The sequence below is a fragment of the Bradyrhizobium sp. MI1.3 genome (assembly GCF_055811695.1).
Genome location: NZ_JBVVPQ010000103.1, coordinates 1 through 20,372, shown reverse-complemented (window position 1 = coordinate 20,372; position 20,372 = coordinate 1). Strand labels below are relative to the sequence as shown.

Below are 20,372 nucleotides of genomic sequence, written 5' to 3'. Positions count from 1 at the left end.
ATGGGTCCTGGCTTTCGCCAGGACGACTCCGAAATTGTGGGCCCGCCTTCCCTACGTCCCGAAATCTTCCCGCATCCTGGCCTGGATCTTGGCCATGCCGCCGATCCAGCGGTCGTAATTCTCGGTCTTCTTGCGCATGTAGCCGAGCACCTGCGGGTGCGGCAGGATCAAGAACGTCTCCTGCTCGAGGCCCGCGAGCACGTCCTCGGCGACCTGCTCGGGCGTGAGGTCGCCGTCGCCGGATTGTGGGCCCTTGGGGATCGAACGCAGCATGTTGGTGTCGACGCCCTGCGGGCAGAGGATCGAGACGCGGATGTTGTGCGCCTTGTGCGAGATCGCGAGATTTTCGGCAAAGCCGACCGCGGCGTGCTTGGTGGTGGAATAAGCCGGGCTGCCGACCTGCGACAGCAGGCCCGCTGCCGAGATCGTGTTGAGGAAATAGCCGCCGCCTCGCGCCTTCATGCGCGGGATCAGGTGCCGCGCCGCATAGACGTGCGCCATGACGTGAATAGCCCAGCTGCGCTGCCACGGCTCATCCGAGGCGCCGCCGGCATTGACCGACATCGGATCGAAACCGCCGCCGATGCCGGCATTGGAGCAGAATAATTCGATCGGGCCGAACTGCCGCTCGGTCTCCTCGATGACGTGGGAAATATCCTTTTCCTGCGCGACATCGCATTTGAACGCGGCGCCATCCACCGTGGCAGCGACGGTCCTTGCGTTGTCCGCGTCCATGTCGGCGACGACGACCTTGGCCGCACCAGCCTTGTGAAACGCCTCGCACAGCGCCTTGCCGATGCCGTTGGCGCCGCCCGTGACGACCACGACCTTGCCGGTCACCTGCATGCGACGTCTCCTCTTGTCTTATACCGTTTTGGCTTATTCCGCTTCGCGGAGCGCTCAGCTCAACACGAGGTCGAGCACCGCGGTATAATGGCACGCCGCCCCGGCCAAGACAAAGCCGTGCCAGATCGCATTCTGGAAGCGCAGCCGCCGCCAGGCATGGAAGATCACGCCGAAGCTGTAGAGCAGTCCGCCCGCAAGGATGAAGCCCAGCACCAGCGCGGGCAGCGCCTTGACCACGGAATCGTAGAGCATGATGCCGCTCCAGCCCATGGCGAGATAGATGCCGACCGCGACGCGGTCGAACCGGCCGGGATAGAGAAGTTTCAGCACGATGCCAAGGATCGCCACACACCAGACACCGGTGAGCAACACCAGCGCGAAGCCGCTGTCCTTCACCTCCAGGATGAACGGCGTGTAGGTCGCCGCGATCAGGAGGTAGATCGCCGAATGGTCGAATCGCCGCAACAGCCATTTGGCCGGCGAGATCGGCCACAGATTATAGGTCGCCGACAACACCAGCATCGAGAGCAGGCCGGCGACGTAGATCGAGACCCCGACGATGTCGGTTGGGTCGGCATAGAGCACCGTCAGCACCACCAACACGGTCGCGGCGACGATGCCGCAGAGCACGCCGATCGCGTGGATCACGCCGTCGGCGATCAGCTCGGCGCGGTCGTAATGCCAGCCGATCGCGTCGGCGGCTGCGTGGACGGAGGAGGATGCGAGCTGTTTCAGTTGGAAGACGGTCATGGCAATCCGCAAAGTGAGACAATACCCTCTTGTATGGGTGTTTCGGGATCGGCGCGTCGTTCAAACGGCTGATTTGCCGACAAAGACGGTGGAAGTATGAAGCTTGATTTTCCTCAGGCAGTTGCCACTTTTGTGACTAGTCCTTTTTGCGTATCCGCCCCCGCCCGGGATTCCCAACGTTCATATGGCATTTAGTTTCCAGGATATGCTCGAGGAGGCGCGCCTGTCGGCTCGGGCGCTGATCGACTACGGCGAGCATTTCTTCAATCCGACGGTACGATTGGGGGTTACCGGCCTGTCGCGGGCCGGCAAGACCGTGTTCATCACCGCGCTGATCCACGGCCTCACCCGTGGCGGGCGGTTTCCGGTGTTCGAGGCCTATTCATCCGGGCGGATCGCCCGGGCGCATCTGGCGCCGCAGCCGGACGACGCGGTGCCGCGCTTTGCCTATGAGAGCCATCTGCGCGCGCTGATCGAGGAGCGGCGCTGGCCGAGCTCGACTGTCGACATCAGCGAGCTCAGGCTCGTCATCGACTACCAGCGCCAGAACGGCGCCGACCGCACGCTGACGCTCGACATCGTCGACTATCCCGGCGAGTGGCTGCTCGACCTGCCGCTGCTTCAGAAGAGTTTTGAGCAATGGTCAGCCGAAAGCCTTGCGCTGTCACGCGAGGCGCCCCGCGCGCATCTGGCCGCGGACTGGCACGCGCATCTCGCAACGCTCAAGCCCGAAGCGCGCGAGGATGAACAGGCGACGCTGACGGCCGCGAAGCTCTTCAGGGGCTATCTGCAAGGCTGCCGCGACGAGCGGTTTGCGATGAGCCTGCTGCCGCCCGGCCGCTTCCTGATGCCGGGCAATCTCGCCGACACACCGGCGCTGACCTTTGCGCCGCTCGACGTACCCGCGGGCGGTCAGGCGCCGGAGGGATCGCTATGGGCCATGATGGTGCGGCGGTATGAGGCCTACAAGGACGTCGTGGTGCGGCCATTCTTCCGTGATCATTTTGCCCGGCTCGATCGCCAGATCGTGCTGGCCGATGCGCTCGCCGCGTTCAACGCCGGCCCCGAAGCGCTGCACGATCTCGAAGCCGCACTCGCGGGCATTCTCGACTGCTTCAACATCGGCCGCAGCACGTTCCTCAGCGGCCTGTTTCGGCCGCGGATCGACCGCGTGCTGTTCGCGGCGACCAAGGCGGATCACCTGCATCATTCCAGCCATGACCGGCTCGAGGCCGTGTTGCGCCGCGCCGTCACCCGCGCGGTTGCGCGCGCGGAAACTACCGGCGCGGAGATCGACGTCGTCGCACTCGCCGCCGTCCGCGCCACGCGCGAGGCGCAGGTCGCGCATGGCCGTGACAAATTGCCGTCGATCCTGGGAACGCCGGCCGCGGGCGAAAGCGCCGGCGGCGAGTTCTTCGACGGCAACACCGAGGTCGCGGCTTTTCCGGGCGATCTGCCGCTGGATCCCGAACCCCTGTTCAACGGCACCGACGCATTCCGCGGGCTCTCGACCGCGGCCGCCGGCAAGAGCGATTTTCGCTTTCTGCGTTTCCGTCCGCCAAAGCTCGAACGCGAGGGGGCCGACCAGCCGGCGCTGCCTCACATCCGCCTCGACCGTGCCTTGCAGTTCCTGATCGGAGACAAGTTGTCATGAACGACCGATCGAAGCCACGGCGGCCGGCGACGTTCCGGCTCGACGACCCCGGCGTCGTCGTCACCGAGGCCGACGAGACGACCCGGCTCGGCCGCACCACCATCCAGATCACGCCGGAGCCCGATCCGGCGAACTTGCCGGTGCCGATCGCATCGTCGCTTCCGGCGCGACGCGGCTTTCCCTGGGGCGCGCTGTTCTGGTCCGGCGTCGCCGGGCTGACTCTGCTCGGCGTCGGGCTCGGCGTCGTCCGTCTGATCGAGGATCTGTTTGCGCGCAGCGAAAGCCTCGGCTTTGTCGGACTGGCGCTTGCCTCCGTCACCGCCCTTGCGCTCGCGGTGGTGACCGGACGCGAGGCGTTCGGGCTGGCGCGGTTGGCAACGATCGAAAAGCTGCATCAGCGTGCAGCCGCTGTTCTTGCCAGCGACGACCGCAAGGAGAGCCGTATCATCGTGCAGGATCTGCTCAAGATCGCGCACCAGAACCCGCAGCTCGCGCGCGCCCGCGCCGCGCTGGAAAGCCATGCCGGCGAGATCATCGACGGCGCCGACATGATCCGGCTCGCCGAGCGCGAATTGATGTCGCCGCTGGACATTGAGGCGCGGCGGCTGGTGTCGTCAGCCGCGCAAAAGGTCTCGATCGTGACAGCGGTTTCGCCCCGCGCGCTGATCGACGTGTTGTTCGTGTTCGTGGCCTCGCTGAGATTGATCCGCCAGCTCGCTTTTCTCTACGGCGGCCGTCCCGGCGCACTCGGCATGATCCGCCTGCTCCGCCACGTCGTCGCCCATCTCGCCATCACCGGCGGCATGGCGGCGAGCGACAGCCTGGTGCAGCAGATGCTCGGCCACGGCATCGCGGCGAAGCTATCGCAGCGGCTGGGCGAAGGCATGCTGAATGGATTGCTGACGGCGCGGCTGGGCCTCGCCGCGATCGACGTCACACGGCCGCTGCCGTTCGCGGCACTGCCGCCGCCGAAGCTGTCGGATCTCGCGACGGATCTGCTGCGGAAGAAGGATGAGGAGGAGTAGCGTTCTGTTTGCCGTCCCACGCTTGCGGGGAGAAGAAAGCCAGCACGCGCCACTGGAACAGCGGCGAGTTCGTCGGCGGCGACAGCTCCGGCGTCCAGCCTGAGAGCTTCTCCAGCACGTAATTGTCCATCACGAGACCGCGCCAGCGGCGCTCGACCTGGCCGAGTTGCTCGCGCTTGGCCGGGATCGAATCCCACAGCGACGAGCGGTTGTCTGGCTCGCGCCCAACATAAATGCCGGCGTGGCCTCTGATCCGATCCATGCCGGGATCGCGAAAATCCTGGAAGCGGCCGCGCTCGTTGATTTCGATCACGGGCACACGGCCCCTGAACAGCCAGCGCATCATGGCATAGGTGCGGTAGTCTGTGGTGGCGATCCAGGTCGCGCCGGTCTCGTCCAATGCAGCCTGTGCGCGCGCGGCAACCTGCTCGTAGCCGGACTCGGCACCGATCGGATCGATCTTGCCGAGCAAATTCCAGGGCGCGGCGATGTAATAGAGGAACACGATCACGACGAAAGCGATGCCCGAGACCACGGCTGTGCTGGCCCAGAACTGCGCCGATCTGATCATCCGCGCCGATCTTCCTTCGCGCGACAGCATGGTGAGATTAATAGCGGCAGCGGCGAAACCGACCGGCCACATGAACATCGGCCAGGTGTCACCGACGCGGAGGGTCAGGGATTTCGCCAGGAAATAGAGAAACGGCACCAGCACCGCGGTCGACAGCAAAATCGCGACCGGCTCGCGCGTGCGATAGCCGCGCCACGCCGTCATCACCACCCCCGTCAGCACCACCGGCAGCATGACGAAGCCGACCAATCCGAATTGCAGGCCGATGTAGTCGCCGAAGGTGCGGAGCGAGATGCCGTAGCTGGTGGTGGCGCGCACGCCCTGGAAGCGGATCGCGGCCCAGTCGTGCTGCACGTTCCAGATCAGGACGGGCGAGAACACGGCGATTGCGATCAGGACCGCCGAATACGGATAGGGGCTGCGCAGCCAGCGCCAGCGCCAATCCGGCACCAGCAGAAAGGCGGCAACGGCCGGCGCGAACATGATCACGGTAAATTTCGACAGCATCGCCAGCCCGGCGAACAGGCCGGCCGCGAGCCACCAGCGGCCATCGCCGCCCTGCGCAAGCCGCACCAGGGACCACATCATCGCCACCGCAAACGGGATCATGGCGACGTCGGGCGCGACCTTGGCCATCAGCAGGCCGTAATAGAGCGCAGCCTCCAGCATCAGCACCGCGAGCACGACGGCGCGCATGTCCTGGGTGAGGCGGCGGACGATATCGGCGAGCAGGAGCTGCGTCACCAGCATGGCGACGATGCCGCCGAAGCGCACACCGAGCGTGGTGTCGCCGAAGATCGCGGTGCCGAACCGGATCAGCCAGGCGATGCCGGGGGGATGATCCAGGAAGCTGAGCGCCGTCTCGTGCGACCAGGTCCAGTAATAGGCCTCGTCCGTGCGCAGCTCGATGGCCGAGGCGTAGACGATGCGCAGCAGCGTCATCGCCGCGATGATCGCCGCGGCCATGACGAGCGGCCGGCGCGCCGCGCCGGCGGGGGGCTTCGTGATGTCAGGAGCTGTCGTCACGGCGGCGCTTTTCGCCAACCTGGGAGGGGGAGTCAATGTTGGGGGTGGATCGGCCTGTTGCGCTGTCGCGATCCCAGCCCCGACGCGGAAACCGTAGGGTGGGCAAAGCGCAACGTGCCCACCATAAGTGCCGATTGGTGGGCACGGCGCCAAGGCGCCTTTGCCCACCCTACGATTTCGTCACCCTACCGCGGATGTGATCCCGCAAGCTGTCCACCCCCGGAATTAAACGCGGCGCTGGCTGTTCTCCTTCATGAACTGATACAACAGAATCATGGCCGCAACCGCATCCTCACGATTTTCCGAGCTTTCCCGCGCCGTCAGCTTGCGCCAGGTGCGGCTGGTTTGCGGCGTGATCCTGTTCGCCTATGTCATCAGCCATTTCCTCAACCATGCGCTCGGCAACATCTCGGTCGATGCCATGGAGATCGGGGTCTACTACCACACGCTGTTCTGGCAGTTCCTGCCGGTTGCGATCACGTTCTACACGGCGGCGCTCACGCATATGGGGCTCGGCATCTACGCGTTGTATCAGCGCCGGCAGTTCCGCTGGCGGACGGTCGAGCCGCTGCAACTCGTGCTGGGCTTGAGCATCCCCGCGCTGGTCATGGCGCATGTGATCGGGGTGCGGCTCGGCCAGACGCTTTACGGACACCAAAAACTCTATCCGCAGGAACTCTATCTGTTCTTCGTCGCGTCGAACCGTATCTGGACCATGACGGTCCTGCTTCTCATCGCCTGGGTGCACGGCTGCATCGGCATCTATTTCTGGCTTCGCCTCAAACCGTTCTTCACGCGCGCGGCCCCCTATCTGCTCGCGGCTGCTGTGCTGATCCCGACGCTGTCGCTGCTGGGTGTCTACCAAGGTGGCCGCAGCGTCGAGGTCGAGGCCGACGACGGGGAATGGCGGACGCACAATCTCACGCGCAGCCAGGTCGGCACGACGGCCGAGGCAGCGACGCTCGACCGCATCACCGGTGGCCTCACCGCCGGTTATCTCGGACTGCTCGCTTTGGCGCTGCTGGCGCGCGGCGTGCGCGCCCTGCGCGAACGGCGCGGCGGCATGATCGCGCTGTCCTACGGCAACGGCAAGACAGTGCGGGTGCCAAAAGGCCTCTCCGTGCTGGAAGCGAGCCTGCGCCACAATGTGCCGCATGCCAGCGTCTGCGGCGGCCGCGCCCGCTGCTCGACCTGCCGCATCCGCATCATCGGCGATCATGGCGCCCTGCCCGAGCCGTCGCAGCGCGAGGCGTTCGTGCTCACCCGTGTCGGCACCAGTGACCCCTCGATCAGGCTCGCCTGCCAGCTGCGGCCGACGTCGGATCTCTCCTTCTTCCAGCTCTTCACCGCGCATACCCTGTCGGCGAACACACAGGCCTCAACGCCCGCCAGAATCGGCCAGGAGCGCTATCTCGTCAGTCTGTTCGTGGACATGCGCGGCTCGACGCAGCTGGCCGAGAAGCGGCTGCCGTTCGACACCGTGTTCATCGTCAACCGCTTTCTCGGCGCCGTCTCGCAGGCCGTGATCGAGAATGGCGGCCAGCCGAACCAATTCGTGGGCGACGGCATGCTGGCACTGTTCGGACTGAGCGCCGATCCGCAAGAGGCCTGCCGGCAGGCGCTGAAGGCCGCCGCCGGCATCGCCAGGCAAATCGACGAGCTCAACGAGCTCCTGAGCCATGATCTGCGCCAGCCGATCCGCTTCGGCATCGGCATCCACGGCGGCGAAGTCATCATCGGCGACATCGGCTATCGCGATCACATCGTCTTCACAGCGCTGGGCGATGCCGTCAACGTCGCAGCCCGCCTCCAGGACATGACCAAGACGCTGGCCTGCGAAGCGATCGTCTCAGAGGAAGTCCGCCGCACCGCCGGCCTTGCCGACGATGCGCTGCCGCAGCAGGAGGTCGCGATCCGCGGCCGCGACGAACCCATGGCCGTGCGCGTCGTCGCGGACGCCAGGGAGCTGTCGGTGCTCGTTGACCACGGCGAACGCGTCGCGGCGTGAGGCAGTTACGAAGGCGGTGCTCTCCCTCTCCCGCTTGCGGGAGAGGGTTGGGGAGAGGGTGTCTCCGCACAGGGACAATCCCCAGAGGAGAGAACCCTCACCCGCGCCTTCGGCGCGACCTCTCCCGCAAGCGGGCGAGGTGCACCGAGCCTGCGTCGAGATCGAGTTATCCAACGAAAAACATCGCGGCGTAACACCGGCTTGCTGCAACGCAACGGCATGGGCCTGCTGCGAAAGCACGAATTGACTTCAACTGAGTCGTTGCGACACATGAGCGCGAGATTGCGGTGATGACCGCGATCAACGAAAAGCTCCGGGAGGAGACCACATGTTCGATCGACGCGACCTGCTCAAAGGAGCGGGCCTTGCCGCTGCTGTGACTGCACTGAACCCGACCAAGGCGCTGGCACTCGACACCGTCACCCTGCCCTTCGCCAATGGCGAACGTCCCTTGGTAAAATATCCGCAGAAGCGGCCGATGATCGGCCTGACCAGCCGCCCGCCGCAGCTCGAGACGCCGTTCGCGGTCTTCAACGACGGCCCGATCACCCCGAATAACGCGTTCTTCGTGCGCTATCACCTTTCCGACCTGCCCTACAGTCTCGACCCCGACAAGTTCACGCTCGAGGTCAAGGGCAAGGTCGACAAGGCGCTCAAGCTGTCGCTGAAGGACATCCGGAAGATGAAGGCGACCGAGATCGTCGCCGTCAACCAGTGCTCCGGCAACAGCCGCGGCTTCCTGGATCCGCGCGTGGCCGGCGGCCAGCTTGCCAACGGCGCGATGGGCAATGCGCGCTGGCGCGGCGTGCCGCTGAAGGCGGTGCTGGCGATGGCGGGCGTGCAGAGCGGCGCCAAGCAGGTCACCTTCAACGGCATGGACGGTCCGGTCAGCGACAAGACGCCCGATTTCGTCAAGGCGCTCGATATCGATCACGCCAGCGACGGCGAGGTGATGCTGGCCTATGGCATGAACGGCGAAGACCTGCCGTTCCTCAACGGCTTTCCGCTGCGCCTGATCGTGCCCGGCTATTTCGGCACCTACTGGGTCAAGCACCTCAACGAGATCACCGTCGTCGACAATGTCTATGACGGCTTCTGGATGAAGTCGGCCTATCGCATTCCGGACACCCCGAACAATGCGGTCGAGCCGGGCACCGCGCCGAAGGCGACGATCCCGATCAACCGCTTCACGATCCGTTCCTTCATCACCAGCATCCCCGACGGCGCCAAGCTGAAAGCAGGCGGCACGACGCTGCGCGGCATCGCCTTCGACGGCGGCAAGGGTATCAAGGAGGTCGCGGTCTCCACCGACGGCGGCAAGACCTGGACCGGCGCCAAGCTCGGCAAGGACCTTGGCAAATACTCGTTCCGTGAATGGACGCTGCCGGTGAAGCTCGCGGCGGGCTCTCACGAGCTCAAGGTGCGCGCCACCGGCAATGGCGGCGAAACCCAGCCGGATACGCCGCGCTGGAATCCGGCGGGTTACTTGCGCAACGTCGTCGAAACCGTCCGCGTCACCGTGGCTTGAGGGGAATGATCATGCAGCGCACCGTTTTCCTCGCCATCACGCTCGCCCTCGCCGCCGTGGTGGGTTCGGCACTTGCAGCACCGGTCAACTACAAGACCCCCGATGAGGTCGCGGCCTTCAAGCCAGGCCCCAACCTCGTGGTCGTGCAGGGCAATTGCAGCGCCTGCCACTCCGCCGACTACATCAACACGCAGCCGCTGATGAAGGACAAGAAAGCTTTCTGGCAGGCCGAGGTGACCAAGATGATCAAGGTCTATGGCGCCCCGATCGACGATGCCGATGTCGGCAAGATCGTCGATTATCTGGCCGCGACTTATTGACGGATGGCGCGCGGCGCGCGGACCAAGTGACCGCGAAACGGGCAAATCCGGCAAAACCGCCGCGAAGTTGAGCGGAATTCGGCGAAAGGCGGATGTGGTTTGAGCTACCAAGCCAGCCACATTCCGCGTATCGTATTAGGACCGAACCGGCCGGTTGGCGGGGACTGGCGGTTCGAGATCTCGGAGGAAGACCCGCGGAGAAGTCGTGATGGCTAAAGGTACGGTCAAGTGGTTCAACCCGACGAAGGGTTATGGATTTATCCAGCCTGCGTCGGGCGGCAAGGATGTGTTCGTGCATATCTCGGCAGTGCAGAAAGCCGGTCTGTCGTCCCTGAACGAAGGACAGACGGTGGAATATGAAGAGATCGCAAACCGAGGCAAAAGCTCCGCAGAGAACCTCAAAGTATAAGCCCGCCGGCCTTTGCTAACTCCCGGATCGATCCGGGAGCCGGGCCAAGAAATTTCAGAAGACGGTCAGTGCATTCGACGACAGGCGTTGCGATTGCACACGGAGAACTATTTGTCCCGCGAAGACCGCCCGTTCGACGCCACAGCAATGACAATCGCGACGGCACTTCGTTAGTCCACTGGCAACGGTGCGTCGCGCTTGATCTCTTCCATCACCGCATAGGTTCGCGTTTCGCGCACGCCGGGCATCGACAGCAAGGTCTCGCCGAGGAAGCGCCGATACGCGGTCATGTCTGCCAGCCGCGCCTTCACAAGATAGTCGAAGCCGCCGGCAACCATGTGACACTCCAGCACCTCGGGCGCGAGCTTCACCGCGCGGGCAAAACGCTCGAAATTGTCGGGCGTGGTCTTATCGAGCAGCACTTCGACGAACACCAGGAGCCCGAGGCCGAGCCGGTGCGGGTTGAGCCGCGCGCCATAGCCCTCGATAAAGCCCTCTCGCTGCAAACGCTTCAGCCGTTCGCCGATCGAGGTGGGCGATAGCCCGATGCGTTCCGCGAGCTCGACATTGGCGATTCGCCCGTCCTGCTGCAAAATCGAGAGGATTTTCCGGTCGGTTCGATCTAATTCCATACTTTATGAGGCCAAATGGCTATGAGGCTTCATTTCCTAAGCCAAATCAGCTAAATTGTCTATCGAGCTAAGGTATTGCGGGCATTATCCTGGATTGAAGCCACAGGACACGCCATGCCGAACATTCCGCCTCTCTTCTCCGCCGCCTACGCGCCCGATGATGCCGATATCGCCGCGCGCCTTTTGCCGTCTGCGCATCTCGGCCCGCCGCAGGAGGCGAGGATCGATCGCACCGCGACACGGCTGATCGAAGCCATCCGCAAGCGCGACGACCGGCTCGGTGGAGTCGAGGACATGCTGCGGGAGTTCGCGCTCTCGACCAAGGAGGGGCTTGCTTTGATGGTGCTGGCCGAGGCGCTGCTGCGCGTGCCGGACGCGCGCACTGCCGACCAGTTCATCGAGGACAAGCTCGGCGAGGGCGACTTCATCCACCACGAGACCAAGTCCACCGCCTTCCTGGTCAACGCCTCGGCCTGGGCGTTGGGCCTCTCGGCGCGGGTGATCCAGCCCGGCGAGACGCCCGACGGCACCATCGGCCGGCTGGTGAAGCGGCTGGGCGCACCGGCCGTGCGCACCGCCACGCGGCAGGCAATGCGGCTGATGGGCAATCATTTCGTGCTGGGGGAGACCATCGCGCAGGCCCTGGAGCGGGCCCGGCCGCGCTCCGGCGAGAGGGCGCGCTATTCCTTCGACATGCTCGGCGAAGGCGCCCGCACGGCCACTGATGCCAGGCGCTATTTCGACGCCTATGCCAGCGCGATTCTGACCATCGGCAAGGCGGCCGGCAACCATCCCCTGCCCGACCGGCCCGGTATCTCCGTCAAGCTCTCGGCGCTGCATCCGCGCTTCGAAGCGATCAGCCGCGACCGCGTGATGGCTGAGCTGGTGCCGCGACTGCTGGACCTGGCGCAGCGCGCCAAGGCCCATGACCTCAATTTCACCGTCGATGCCGAGGAAGCCGACCGGCTGGAATTGTCGCTCGACGTGATCGCGGCAACGCTCGCCGATCCCTCGCTTGCGGGTTGGGACGGATTTGGCCTTGCGATCCAGGCCTATCAGAAGCGCGCCGGCGACGTGATCGACTATGTCGACGCGCTCGCCCGCGCGCATGACCGCAAGCTGATGGTGCGGCTGGTCAAGGGCGCCTATTGGGACACCGAGATCAAGCGCGCGCAGGAGCGCGGGCTCGACGGCTATCCCGTGTTCACGCGCAAGGCGATGACGGATCTGAACTACGTCGCCTGTGCTCAAAAGCTGTTGAGCCTGCGGCCGCGCATCTTCCCGCAATTCGCCACCCACAACGCGCTGAGCGTCGCGACGGTGCTGGAGCTTGCCGGCGCCAACGGCGGCTTCGAATTCCAACGCCTGCATGGCATGGGCGAGGCACTCTACGAGCAGCTCGCCAAGGACCGCCCCGAGATCGCCTACCGCACCTACGCCCCGGTCGGCAGCCATCGCGACCTGCTCGCTTATCTGGTGCGGCGACTGTTGGAGAACGGTGCGAACTCCTCCTTCGTGGCGCAGGCGGCTGACTACCGCGTGCCTGTTACGGCGCTGTTGCAACGTCCGGCGGATGCCATCGTCCGGCCGCAGCAGGCGGCCCATCCGAAAATTCCGCTGCCACGCGATCTGTTCGCGCCGGAGCGGCGGAATTCGCGCGGCGTCGAATTCGGCGCGCGCGCCGCGCTCGACCGGTTGCTGACGGATGTCAAAGCCGAGACGATCGACCTCAAGCCGATCGCGAACGCAACGCCGGATCAGGCCAATGCGGCAGTGGCTGCAGCGCGCGCCGGCTTTGCCGCCTGGAGCCGGACACCCGCAGCCACGCGCGCGGCGGCGCTGGAGCAGGCCGCGCATCTTCTGGAGAACCGCGCGCCCCATTTCATCGCGCTGCTGCAACGCGAGGGCGGCAAGACGCTCGACGATGCGCTGTCGGAGCTGCGCGAGGCCGCCGATTTCTGCCGCTATTACGCCGCGCAGGGCCGCAAGCTGTTCGGCAACGATGTGGCGATGCCGGGGCCGACCGGCGAGAGCAACGCGCTGGCCATGCGCGGCCGTGGCGTCTTCGTGGCGATCTCGCCATGGAATTTTCCGTTGGCGATCTTCCTCGGCCAGGTCACGGCGGCGCTGATGGCCGGCAACAGCGTGGTGGCCAAGCCCGCAGAGCAGACCCCGCGCATTGCGGTCGAGGCGGTGCGGCTGCTGCACGAGGCCGGCATCCCCGCAAGCGCGCTGCATCTCGTCGCCGGCGACGGCCGCGTCGGCGCCGCGCTGACGGCGCACCCCGGTATCGCCGGAATCGTCTTCACCGGCTCGACCGAGGTCGCGCGCAGCATCAATCGGGCGCTGGCGGCCAAGGACGGGCCGATCGTGCCGCTGATCGCGGAGACCGGCGGCATCAACACCATGATCGCGGATGCGACTGCGTTGCCCGAGCAGGTCGCAGACGATGTCGTCACCTCGGCGTTTCGTTCCGCCGGCCAGCGCTGCTCGGCGCTGCGGCTGCTGTTCGTGCAGGAGGACGTCGCCGACCGCATGATTGAGATGATCGCGGGCGCGGCGCGCGAGTTGAAGATCGGTGACGCGAGCGACGTCGCGACCCATATCGGTCCGGTGATCGATAGCGAGGCCAAGCAGCGCCTCGATGCACATATCGCACGGATGAAGAGAGAGGCACGGCTGCACTTTGCCGGCACCGCGCCGGAGGGCTGCTTCGTGGCGCCGCATATTTTCGAGCTTGGCGATGCCGGCCAGCTGACCTCGGAGGTGTTCGGCCCGATCCTCCACGTTGCGCGCTATCGTGCGGAACATCTCGAACGCGTCCTGCAAGCCATCGAGCGCACCGGCTACGGTCTGACGCTCGGCATCCATTCCCGCATCGACGACACCATCGAGGCGATCGTCGACCGCGTCCAGATCGGCAACATCTACGTCAATCGCAACATGATCGGCGCTGTCGTCGGCGTGCAGCCGTTCGGCGGCAACGGCCTGTCCGGAACCGGCCCGAAAGCCGGCGGCCCGCACTACCTCGCGCGCTTTGCGACCGAGCAGACCGTGACGATCAACACCGCAGCAGCCGGCGGCAACGCTGCCCTGCTCGCAGGGGATGAGTGAGGCGCGGCGAGGAGCGTTGCATCCCGCCGAAACATCGGTCTAATGCTGCCCGTGACGTGGCCCTCGCCAATTCCAGCGCGCGGGAAACAACACGAGCGAGGGAGCAACGCGGCGATGGAAAAGGGCATTTTTGCAGGGCTCAAGGTGCTGGATTGCGCGAGTTTCATCGCAGCACCAGCGGCCGCGACCGTGCTGTCGGATTTCGGCGCCGATGTCGTCAAGATCGAACCGCCCGGTGCCGGCGATCCCTACCGCAATCTGCCCAACATTCCGGGCTATCCGAGCAGCGAGCACAATTTCGCCTGGCTGCTGGAGGCCCGCAACAAGAAGAGCATCGCGCTCGACCTCGCCAAGCCGGAAGCGCAGGCCGTGCTCTACAAGCTGGTGGAAGAGGCCGATGTCTTCATCACCAACATGCCGCCGCCGGTGCGCACCAAACTCGGCATCACCTACGACCACCTCGCCCATCTCAACGACCGGCTGATCTACGCCTCCTTCACCGGCTATGGCGAAAAAGGCGAAGAGGCCAACAAGCCCGGCTTCGACAGCAACGCCTATTGGGCGCGCTCCGGCCTGATGGACCTCGTCCGCGCCGACACCGACACGACGCCGGCCCGCTCGGTCGCCGGCATGGGCGACCATCCCTGCGCCATGGCGTTCTACGGCGCCATCGTCACCGCGCTCTATCAGCGCGAGAAGACCGGCAAGGGCTCGCATGTCGCCTCCAATCTGATGGCAAACGGCGTGTGGGCTGCCAGCGTGCTGGCGCAGGCAAAGCTCTGCGGCGCCAAGTTTGCCGAGCGGCGGCCGCGCGAACGCGCGTTGAACGCGGTCGCCAACCACTACCAGTGCAAGGACGGCCGCTGGCTGATCCTGTCGCTGCTGAGCGAGGAGAAGCAGTTTCCGACGCTGGCCAGGTGTCTTGGCCGCGAAGACCTCATCACCGATCCGCGTTTCGCTACCAAACCCGACCGCCACGCCCGCTCCGTCGAGCTGATCAAGATCTTCGACGAGACCTTTGCAACCAGGGATCTCGCCGAATGGCGCAAGATCCTCGACGGCAACGGACTGGTGTTCGGCATCGTCGGTATTTTGGACGACATCCCGAACGACAAGCAGATGCTCGACAACGACGTTCTGGTGCCGTTCGAGAACGACACCATGCTCACCATTTCCAGCCCGATCTGGATCGACGGCGCCAAGAAAGTGCAGCCGCGCAAGCCCCCCGGCGTCGGCGAGCACAGTGACGAGATTTTGCGTGGCGCGGGATACGACGAGGCCGCGATCAAGCAGCTGCGGTCGCAGGGGGCGGTGGGGTAAGGCGATACGCTGCCATAATCCCGTCATTGCGAGCGCAGCAAAGCAATCCAGAATCCCGCCGCGGATGCATTGCTGGATTGCTTCGCTACGCTCGCAATGACGACGTCGGGAGATCGCGGTATAACAATTGGCAAAGCAATCGCGAGGTCCCATGCCCAGCTACCGCCTGCACTACTTCCCCGAATCCGGCAACAGCTACAAGCTGGCGCTGATGCTGACGCTTTGCGGCGAGGGGTTCGAGCCGGTCTGGACCGACTTTGGCGGCGGCGTCACGCGCACGCCGGAATGGCGCAAGAGCGTGAACGAGATGGGCGAAATTCCTGTGCTCGAGATCGACGGTGTGAAGATGACGCAGACCGCGCCTCTCCTGCTCAAGCTTGCCGAGCAGTACGGGCGTTTCGGTGCCGAGACCGAGGGGGAAAAGTTCGAGCTGCTGCGCTGGCTGTTCTGGGACAACCACAAGCTCACCGGCTACATGGCGACCTACCGCTTCATGCGCGCCTTCACGCAAAGCAACGATCCGCAAGTGCTGAAACATTTCCGCCGGCGGCTCGAGGATTTTCTCGGCATTCTCGACGGCCATCTGCAGCACAATCAATTTGCGATCGGCATCAGGCCGACCGTCGCCGATATCTCGATGATGGCCTATCTGCACTATCCGAGCGACGAGCACGGCTTCGATTTCGCGGAAAGCTATCCCGCCATCCAGGCCTGGCTTGGCCGCATGGCCGCACTGCCCGGGTGGAAGCCGGCCTACGAGCTGCTGCCCGGCAAGCGCATGACGAACTACGCGAAGTGAGGGCGCCGACTACTTCAGCGCGAGCCAGCCGAGCGTGAACAGGATTCCGCCGATGATGACGACGACCGCGACCGCCCAGGTGCTGACGCGGATGCTGCCGGTAACCTGCTTGGCCTCTTCATTCTGCGCGATCTCGCGATTGCGCTCCTTGTTGGCTTCGCTCGTATTCGTCATGGGTTCATCCAAATCGCTTGTGGGCTTAACGCGTCTTGATGAAGCACATGCCGATGCGGCGCGAGGCCGCGGCAGCCTGACAGGTCAGCCCTTTAGCACAGCTCCATGACGTAAAACTCTTGTCGGCCGATCCCGATCCTGCATTTTCCAGGGAACAATGCGCGCCCCAGCCGTCCTGATATTCGGTCCCCGCCAGCTCAGTGCTGCCGCGGGTCTGCGGCCGGCTGGCAAATCCGCGTGAGAAATCAGGACGTTTGCCCGCGGCCATCGCGGTCAGGATGTCGCGGCGGCGGATCTGGTCGCCAAGAAAATGCGGCGAGGCCGGCACGATGGTGGCATTGGAGGGCTTGTCCGCAAGCCAATCGACGCCCGGGAAGTGAAAGCCGCCGATGCCGCGGGTCTGGTGGCAGCCGGCACAGGTGACGTCGTTGAGGCGGCGCTGGAAGCCCGCGACCGAGCGGACGTTCTGCATGTCGCCGCGCGCGGCCGCTTGCTTCAACGCACCGACCACGTCGTTGTCGGAGAAGACCGGCTCGCCTTGCCCCTCTCCGTTGCCCTCCCCCTGCATCATCCCGAACTCCGGCTGCAAAGGAGAAGCATCGAGGCCGGCTGGCGTCGGCACGATTGCAGCCTTGGCCAGGAATTTCTCCGGGATCAGCACCGTGCCGCGATCGAAATCGCGAAGATGATCGGGCGCGAGCAGCCAATCCCTGAAGTCGCGCCGGAGCGCGTCGTCCGTGAGGATGCGGTCACGGTCGATCTGGTTCTCCAGCGTCGATTCCTCGAACATCTTCGAGACGGCGTCGTACTTGAACACCTTGAGCAGATAGTCGGAGCGGAAATCGTGCAGCGCCGATTTCGCCGCAACCGAGATCTGAACATTGGTCTCGATGCGATCGAGCATCGCATCGTAAGGGAAGAAGTCGCTGCCGATCAGCCCCTGCCAGTCGCCATTGCCGAGCCAGCGTCGCGCGACCTCGGCGCAGGTGATCGGCTTGCCGTTCCCGTCCATCTGGCGCGCGTCGCGCGCCTTCATCACCAGATTGAGCGTCATCGGCAGCCGCGTGGCTGTCCTGCCGCCATCCGGTTTTGTCTCGAAACGCGCGAGACGATAGATCAGCCTGATCTCGCCGCAGGTGTCCTCCGAGACATAGGCCCGGTCCAGGCGGTTGACGATGCCGGCCAGCACGAAACGGGTGTCGCGGGACTTCAGATTGGACCGATCGAACAATTGCACGTCAAAGCCCTCGCCGACGCCGATGGTCTCGGTCGGATATGCCGCCTTCTGCCGCGCGACGTAGCGGTCGATCTCCGCTTCGATCGCGGGAGGAATCTCCTTGAGCTGCGACAACCACGAAAACATCAGATCGGTCGTCAGCGGAAAGTTCGCGTTCCGCTCCGGCCACAACAGGCGCGAGATCGTGAGTGCGTCGTGCTGGTCGAGCTCGCGCAGGAGATCGGGATCGGTGATCGCCGTGCCGCGTGCCAGCTGCGCGTTCTCCGCGGCCAACAACGATACGATGCCGCCGACAAATACGGCGGCGGCAACGAGAATTCGCAAGGCGCGGCTCATGCCTCAGGTAACACCGCGCAGGGACGGCTATTCAAGCAAAAAGGCGCTTCACATCGTGGTGAAGCGCCTCTTCGAAAGTCGGATGATGAGCCGCTCAGCGCGCGACGATCAGCCCTTTGCTGGTGACGACCACCCAGCGGCCGTCCTGACGGCGGATCGCATCGACACGGCCAACGCCGGGGATGGGGTCGCCGGCATAGACCTCGTAGAGGCCATTGCGACCCTCGACCAGTGCGCCGCCGTTGGAGACGTCGCGCAGCACCCAGCCTTCGACCGTCGGCAGCCGGCCGATTTCGGTCTTGGGTGCGGCGGGAACTGGCGCAGCTGCCGCGGTCGCAACCTGCGCCGGTGCGATCGAGCCGGTGGTCTCACGGGCCGGCACGGCGGCTGCGGCCTGGGCGGGCGCCGCGGGCGGGGTGGCGCGGAGCTTGTCGACGGTCTCGGACAGCTTCGCGATTTTGGCCATCGGCTCGGCCTGCGCCTTCTCGAGCTTGTCGAGGCGGTCGTTGGTGCGGTTGAACTGGCCGAGGCCGGTCTTGGACGTGTGCTCGACGTTGGCCTTGAGCGCGACGACATCGGCATCGATCCGGGCGACCGAGGATTCCAGCGGGCTGGTGTCGGCAACCTGTGCCGGCGCGGGGCTTGCGAAGTGCATCATCCCTGCGGTCGCGAGCGCGCCGCTGATGGCGCCGACACTGGCCGCAATCGCCACCACCGCGGCCATCGCCGACAGGCGGCGCTTGCCGGCGGTCTCGCGCGGCTCGTCTGCTTTCACATGCGGCGCGAACTCCTCGCGGTCCCAGGACCGCTCCGCGGGTGCCATGACGATGAGCTTGCCGGGCTTTGGCTCGGACTTGGTTTCAGGCATGGTCTCGGCTTTGGCTTCGAACTTCGGCGTCTCGATCCTCGATGCCTCGATTTTTGGGGGCTCGACCTTGGCCAGGTCGGGTTTGGGCGGCGTCTCGTGGTCGGGGGCAATCGAAGGGGCCTCGATGCCGGCAGCAGCCTCGATGGCCTGCGGCACGGTCGCTGCGGCTTCGACGACGCCAGTATCCTGGGCGGCCTGCTCGGGCATTGGTTCGCTCACGGCTCAAATACTCCAGTCTCGGTTGACCTTTTGGTAACTTTCATTGCTTGCGAATTCCTTACCTGCGGACCCGCTTACCAAAATTTTAGGAATTCATCCGGAGCCGAATTGGGCCGGGAAAGTGGAACCGGTGTGGCGCTGTGCAACAAATCGTCAGCCGATGTTGCCCTGCGGCAGGCCACGCTCTCGCCGAACAGGCTGTTGCCCGCCCCTGTTACCCCGCTAACATGACTGCCCTGTCAGCCAGAACGGCTGCAGAGGCCCTTGGGGGTGTCATGACGATCGAGAAGTGCATCAACGAGTTTGGCGTCGATGACATCATCTTCGAGGAGGGCTCGACCGGCCGCGAGCTGTACGTTGTCCTCGACGGGGAGGTCGAGATCGCCAAATTCAGCGGCGCCAGCAAGACCAGCATCATCAAACTCGGCAAGGGCGAATTCTTCGGCGAGATGGCCGTGATCGACGGCTCCGCACGTTCGGCGACCGCGATCGCGGCGGCGCCGAACACCAAGGTGATGCGGGTCAACCACGCCCGCTTCGTCTATCTCGTCAGCCAGCAGCCGGCGTTTGCGTTGATGGTGATGGATGCGCTGTCGAAGCGCCTGCGCGCGGCCAATGCGGTCAGCTATCGGGCGGCCCAATCATGAGCGACGGCAAGCCGACAGCCTTTCCGGTCCTGATGAAGAACGACACCTGCTCGCTGATCCAGGCGGCGGACGACGTCTACCAGATCCGTTTCTCCAATCGCGCCGCCAACGTCTATCTCGTGCGCGGCTCGGCGCGAACCATCCTGATCGATACCGGGCTGTCCTCGAACTATGCGGCGATGGTCGAATGCCTGAACTTCGTCGGCTGCCCGCCGGAGAAGATCGACATGGTGGTGCTCAGCCACGAGCATCTCGACCACATCGGCGCAGCCTGGCACTTCAACGAGCGCCGCACCTTCGTCGCCGCCCATCGCCTCGCCGCCAACAAGATCATGCTGCGCGACGACTTCTCGATGCTGCGAAAGATGTTCAACGAGCCGAACGTGCCTGTTAATATCGACATCTGGCTCGAGGAAGGCAATCTGATCGACCTCGGCAATTTCCGTCTCAACGTGATGCACACGCCGGGACACACCTCGGCCTGCATCACGCTGTTCGATCAGGACAAGGGGCTATTGTTCGCCGCCGATACGCTCATGCCCGGCGGCGTGATGGGCGGCGTGTTCGGCTCCGGCAGCATCGCCGACTACATCGAGTCGCTGGAGCGGCTGAAGGGATTGAACGCGAGGATCCTGCTTTCAGGCCACGGCCGGCTATCGGACGCGCCACAGGAAGACGTGCGTATCGCCATTGCGCGGTCGCACGGCTTGCTGGAGGACACCGCACAATTGTTCGAAGCGCTGGATGCGCGCTCGAACTTCGAGCCGATCATGCAGTCGGTGCGGGATCTGAACAAGCTGGACGATTAGGTGGGCGTGCGGCTGCGTGTGCCCGCGAGGCGAAGCACCGATGTCCCCACAACGTCGTCCTGGCGAAAGCCAGGACCCAT

Annotated in this window: 18 protein-coding genes; 11 read left to right on the top strand and 7 right to left on the bottom strand. The window is 64.8% G+C overall.

Going from position 1 to position 20,372, the window contains the following annotated elements; translation table 11 throughout:
* Window positions 1–51: 51 nt before the first annotated feature.
* Both AC0L3A_RS37180 and trhA read right to left on the bottom strand, forming a co-directional pair.
* Entirely contained in the window at window positions 52–846 is a 795-nt protein-coding gene (locus AC0L3A_RS37180; RefSeq protein ID WP_007596504.1) for an SDR family oxidoreductase, read from the bottom strand.
* Between the two features lie 54 nt (window positions 847–900).
* Window positions 901–1,596: a PAQR family membrane homeostasis protein TrhA gene (trhA, locus tag AC0L3A_RS37175; protein ID WP_007596505.1), complete on the bottom strand. Its 696-nt coding sequence runs from the start codon at window positions 1,594–1,596 to the stop codon at window positions 901–903.
* A gap of 184 nt (window positions 1,597–1,780) precedes the next feature.
* Here trhA and AC0L3A_RS37170 point away from each other — a divergent pair, with 184 nt between their 5' ends.
* Together AC0L3A_RS37170 and AC0L3A_RS37165 are read left to right on the top strand one after the other, a co-directional pair.
* Window positions 1,781–3,250 (top strand): YcjX family GTP-binding protein, encoded by a 1,470-nt coding sequence (locus tag AC0L3A_RS37170; RefSeq protein ID WP_473256271.1) that lies wholly within the window; start codon window positions 1,781–1,783, stop codon window positions 3,248–3,250.
* Window positions 3,247–4,275: a YcjF family protein gene (locus AC0L3A_RS37165; protein ID WP_007596507.1), complete on the top strand. Its 1,029-nt coding sequence runs from the start codon at window positions 3,247–3,249 to the stop codon at window positions 4,273–4,275. Before AC0L3A_RS37170 ends, AC0L3A_RS37165 begins: the two co-directional genes overlap by 4 nt.
* On the opposite strand, the gene AC0L3A_RS37160 is transcribed toward AC0L3A_RS37165, so the two are convergent.
* A complete protein-coding gene (locus tag AC0L3A_RS37160) occupies window positions 4,184–5,812 on the bottom strand; it encodes a glycosyltransferase family 39 protein (RefSeq protein WP_007596509.1) in 1,629 nt (542 codons plus the stop codon). The genes AC0L3A_RS37165 and AC0L3A_RS37160 overlap by 92 nt on opposite strands.
* Window positions 5,813–6,146: 334 nt before the next feature.
* On the opposite strand from AC0L3A_RS37160, the gene AC0L3A_RS37155 reads away from it, so the two are divergent.
* The 4 genes from AC0L3A_RS37155 (at window position 6,147) to AC0L3A_RS37140 (ending at window position 10,137) form a co-directional block, all read left to right on the top strand.
* A complete protein-coding gene (locus tag AC0L3A_RS37155; RefSeq protein ID WP_007596511.1) occupies window positions 6,147–7,880 on the top strand; it encodes an adenylate/guanylate cyclase domain-containing protein in 1,734 nt (577 codons plus the stop codon).
* A 328-nt stretch (window positions 7,881–8,208) separates the two neighbouring features.
* Window positions 8,209–9,408: a SorA family sulfite dehydrogenase catalytic subunit gene (sorA, locus tag AC0L3A_RS37150; RefSeq protein ID WP_473256270.1), complete on the top strand. Its 1,200-nt coding sequence runs from the start codon at window positions 8,209–8,211 to the stop codon at window positions 9,406–9,408.
* 11 nt (window positions 9,409–9,419) lie between these two features.
* Window positions 9,420–9,728 (top strand): SorB family sulfite dehydrogenase c-type cytochrome subunit, encoded by a 309-nt coding sequence (gene sorB, locus AC0L3A_RS37145; RefSeq protein WP_473256269.1) that lies wholly within the window; start codon window positions 9,420–9,422, stop codon window positions 9,726–9,728.
* Window positions 9,729–9,936: 208 nt separating this feature from the next.
* Window positions 9,937–10,137 (top strand): cold-shock protein, encoded by a 201-nt coding sequence (locus tag AC0L3A_RS37140; RefSeq protein ID WP_007596519.1) that lies wholly within the window; start codon window positions 9,937–9,939, stop codon window positions 10,135–10,137.
* 170 nt (window positions 10,138–10,307) lie between these two features.
* Here AC0L3A_RS37140 and AC0L3A_RS37135 read toward each other — a convergent pair whose 3' ends face one another.
* Entirely contained in the window at window positions 10,308–10,769 is a 462-nt protein-coding gene (locus tag AC0L3A_RS37135; RefSeq protein WP_007596520.1) for an Lrp/AsnC ligand binding domain-containing protein, read from the bottom strand.
* Window positions 10,770–10,883: 114 nt separating this feature from the next.
* Between AC0L3A_RS37135 and putA the strand changes: the two genes are divergently transcribed.
* The 3 genes from putA to AC0L3A_RS37120 all read left to right on the top strand — a co-directional run bounded on the left by putA (window position 10,884) and on the right by AC0L3A_RS37120 (window position 16,002).
* Window positions 10,884–13,883, top strand: a complete 3,000-nt coding sequence (putA, locus tag AC0L3A_RS37130) for a bifunctional proline dehydrogenase/L-glutamate gamma-semialdehyde dehydrogenase PutA (RefSeq protein WP_473256268.1) — start codon at window positions 10,884–10,886, stop codon at window positions 13,881–13,883.
* A 114-nt stretch (window positions 13,884–13,997) separates the two neighbouring features.
* Window positions 13,998–15,203, top strand: coding sequence for a CaiB/BaiF CoA transferase family protein (locus AC0L3A_RS37125; protein ID WP_473256267.1), 1,206 nt, complete (start codon window positions 13,998–14,000; stop codon window positions 15,201–15,203).
* Between the two features lie 151 nt (window positions 15,204–15,354).
* Window positions 15,355–16,002 carry a glutathione S-transferase family protein gene (locus AC0L3A_RS37120; RefSeq protein ID WP_354167817.1) on the top strand — a complete coding sequence of 216 codons (648 nt, stop codon included), beginning with the start codon at window positions 15,355–15,357 and terminating at the stop codon, window positions 16,000–16,002.
* 9 nt (window positions 16,003–16,011) lie between these two features.
* Here the strand turns inward: AC0L3A_RS37120 and AC0L3A_RS37115 are convergent, their stop codons facing one another.
* The 3 genes from AC0L3A_RS37115 to AC0L3A_RS37105 all read right to left on the bottom strand — a co-directional run bounded on the left by AC0L3A_RS37115 (window position 16,012) and on the right by AC0L3A_RS37105 (window position 18,824).
* A complete protein-coding gene (locus AC0L3A_RS37115) occupies window positions 16,012–16,176 on the bottom strand; it encodes a hypothetical protein (RefSeq protein ID WP_219683035.1) in 165 nt (54 codons plus the stop codon).
* Window positions 16,177–16,201: 25 nt separating this feature from the next.
* Complete coding sequence (locus AC0L3A_RS37110) at window positions 16,202–17,749, bottom strand: hypothetical protein (protein ID WP_473256266.1); 1,548 nt, start codon at window positions 17,747–17,749, stop codon at window positions 16,202–16,204.
* Between the two features lie 94 nt (window positions 17,750–17,843).
* Window positions 17,844–18,824 carry a hypothetical protein gene (locus AC0L3A_RS37105; RefSeq protein WP_473256272.1) on the bottom strand — a complete coding sequence of 327 codons (981 nt, stop codon included), beginning with the start codon at window positions 18,822–18,824 and terminating at the stop codon, window positions 17,844–17,846.
* A 287-nt stretch (window positions 18,825–19,111) separates the two neighbouring features.
* Between AC0L3A_RS37105 and AC0L3A_RS37100 the strand changes: the two genes are divergently transcribed.
* Together AC0L3A_RS37100 and AC0L3A_RS37095 are read left to right on the top strand one after the other, a co-directional pair.
* Entirely contained in the window at window positions 19,112–19,483 is a 372-nt protein-coding gene (locus AC0L3A_RS37100; protein ID WP_027520234.1) for a Crp/Fnr family transcriptional regulator, read from the top strand.
* The gene (locus AC0L3A_RS37095; RefSeq protein ID WP_007596531.1) at window positions 19,480–20,292 is read left to right on the top strand and encodes an MBL fold metallo-hydrolase; all 813 of its coding nucleotides are present in this window, start codon (window positions 19,480–19,482) and stop codon (window positions 20,290–20,292) included. Before AC0L3A_RS37100 ends, AC0L3A_RS37095 begins: the two co-directional genes overlap by 4 nt.
* Window positions 20,293–20,372 lie beyond the last annotated feature (80 nt).

Excerpts from the sequence above, each read along its gene's own strand:
- AC0L3A_RS37115 (WP_219683035.1), bottom strand. The coding sequence starts at position 16,176 with ATGACGAATACGAGCGAAGCCAACAAGGAGCGCAATCGCGAGATCGCG.
- AC0L3A_RS37135 (WP_007596520.1), bottom strand. The coding sequence starts at position 10,769 with ATGGAATTAGATCGAACCGACCGGAAAATCCTCTCGATTTTGCAGCAG.
- AC0L3A_RS37165 (WP_007596507.1), top strand. The coding sequence starts at position 3,247 with ATGAACGACCGATCGAAGCCACGGCGGCCGGCGACGTTCCGGCTCGAC.
- AC0L3A_RS37155 (WP_007596511.1), top strand. The coding sequence starts at position 6,147 with ATGGCCGCAACCGCATCCTCACGATTTTCCGAGCTTTCCCGCGCCGTC.
- AC0L3A_RS37105 (WP_473256272.1), bottom strand. The coding sequence starts at position 18,824 with ATGCCCGAGCAGGCCGCCCAGGATACTGGCGTCGTCGAAGCCGCAGCG.
- AC0L3A_RS37110 (WP_473256266.1), bottom strand. The coding sequence starts at position 17,749 with ATGAGCCGCGCCTTGCGAATTCTCGTTGCCGCCGCCGTATTTGTCGGC.
- trhA (WP_007596505.1), bottom strand. The coding sequence starts at position 1,596 with ATGACCGTCTTCCAACTGAAACAGCTCGCATCCTCCTCCGTCCACGCA.
- sorA (WP_473256270.1), top strand. The coding sequence starts at position 8,209 with ATGTTCGATCGACGCGACCTGCTCAAAGGAGCGGGCCTTGCCGCTGCT.
- AC0L3A_RS37125 (WP_473256267.1), top strand. The coding sequence starts at position 13,998 with ATGGAAAAGGGCATTTTTGCAGGGCTCAAGGTGCTGGATTGCGCGAGT.
- putA (WP_473256268.1), top strand. The coding sequence starts at position 10,884 with ATGCCGAACATTCCGCCTCTCTTCTCCGCCGCCTACGCGCCCGATGAT.
- AC0L3A_RS37180 (WP_007596504.1), bottom strand. The coding sequence starts at position 846 with ATGCAGGTGACCGGCAAGGTCGTGGTCGTCACGGGCGGCGCCAACGGC.
- AC0L3A_RS37170 (WP_473256271.1), top strand. The coding sequence starts at position 1,781 with ATGGCATTTAGTTTCCAGGATATGCTCGAGGAGGCGCGCCTGTCGGCT.
- AC0L3A_RS37140 (WP_007596519.1), top strand. The coding sequence starts at position 9,937 with ATGGCTAAAGGTACGGTCAAGTGGTTCAACCCGACGAAGGGTTATGGA.
- AC0L3A_RS37095 (WP_007596531.1), top strand. The coding sequence starts at position 19,480 with ATGAGCGACGGCAAGCCGACAGCCTTTCCGGTCCTGATGAAGAACGAC.
- AC0L3A_RS37100 (WP_027520234.1), top strand. The coding sequence starts at position 19,112 with ATGACGATCGAGAAGTGCATCAACGAGTTTGGCGTCGATGACATCATC.
- AC0L3A_RS37160 (WP_007596509.1), bottom strand. The coding sequence starts at position 5,812 with ATGGCCGCGGCGATCATCGCGGCGATGACGCTGCTGCGCATCGTCTAC.
- AC0L3A_RS37120 (WP_354167817.1), top strand. The coding sequence starts at position 15,355 with ATGCCCAGCTACCGCCTGCACTACTTCCCCGAATCCGGCAACAGCTAC.
- sorB (WP_473256269.1), top strand. The coding sequence starts at position 9,420 with ATGCAGCGCACCGTTTTCCTCGCCATCACGCTCGCCCTCGCCGCCGTG.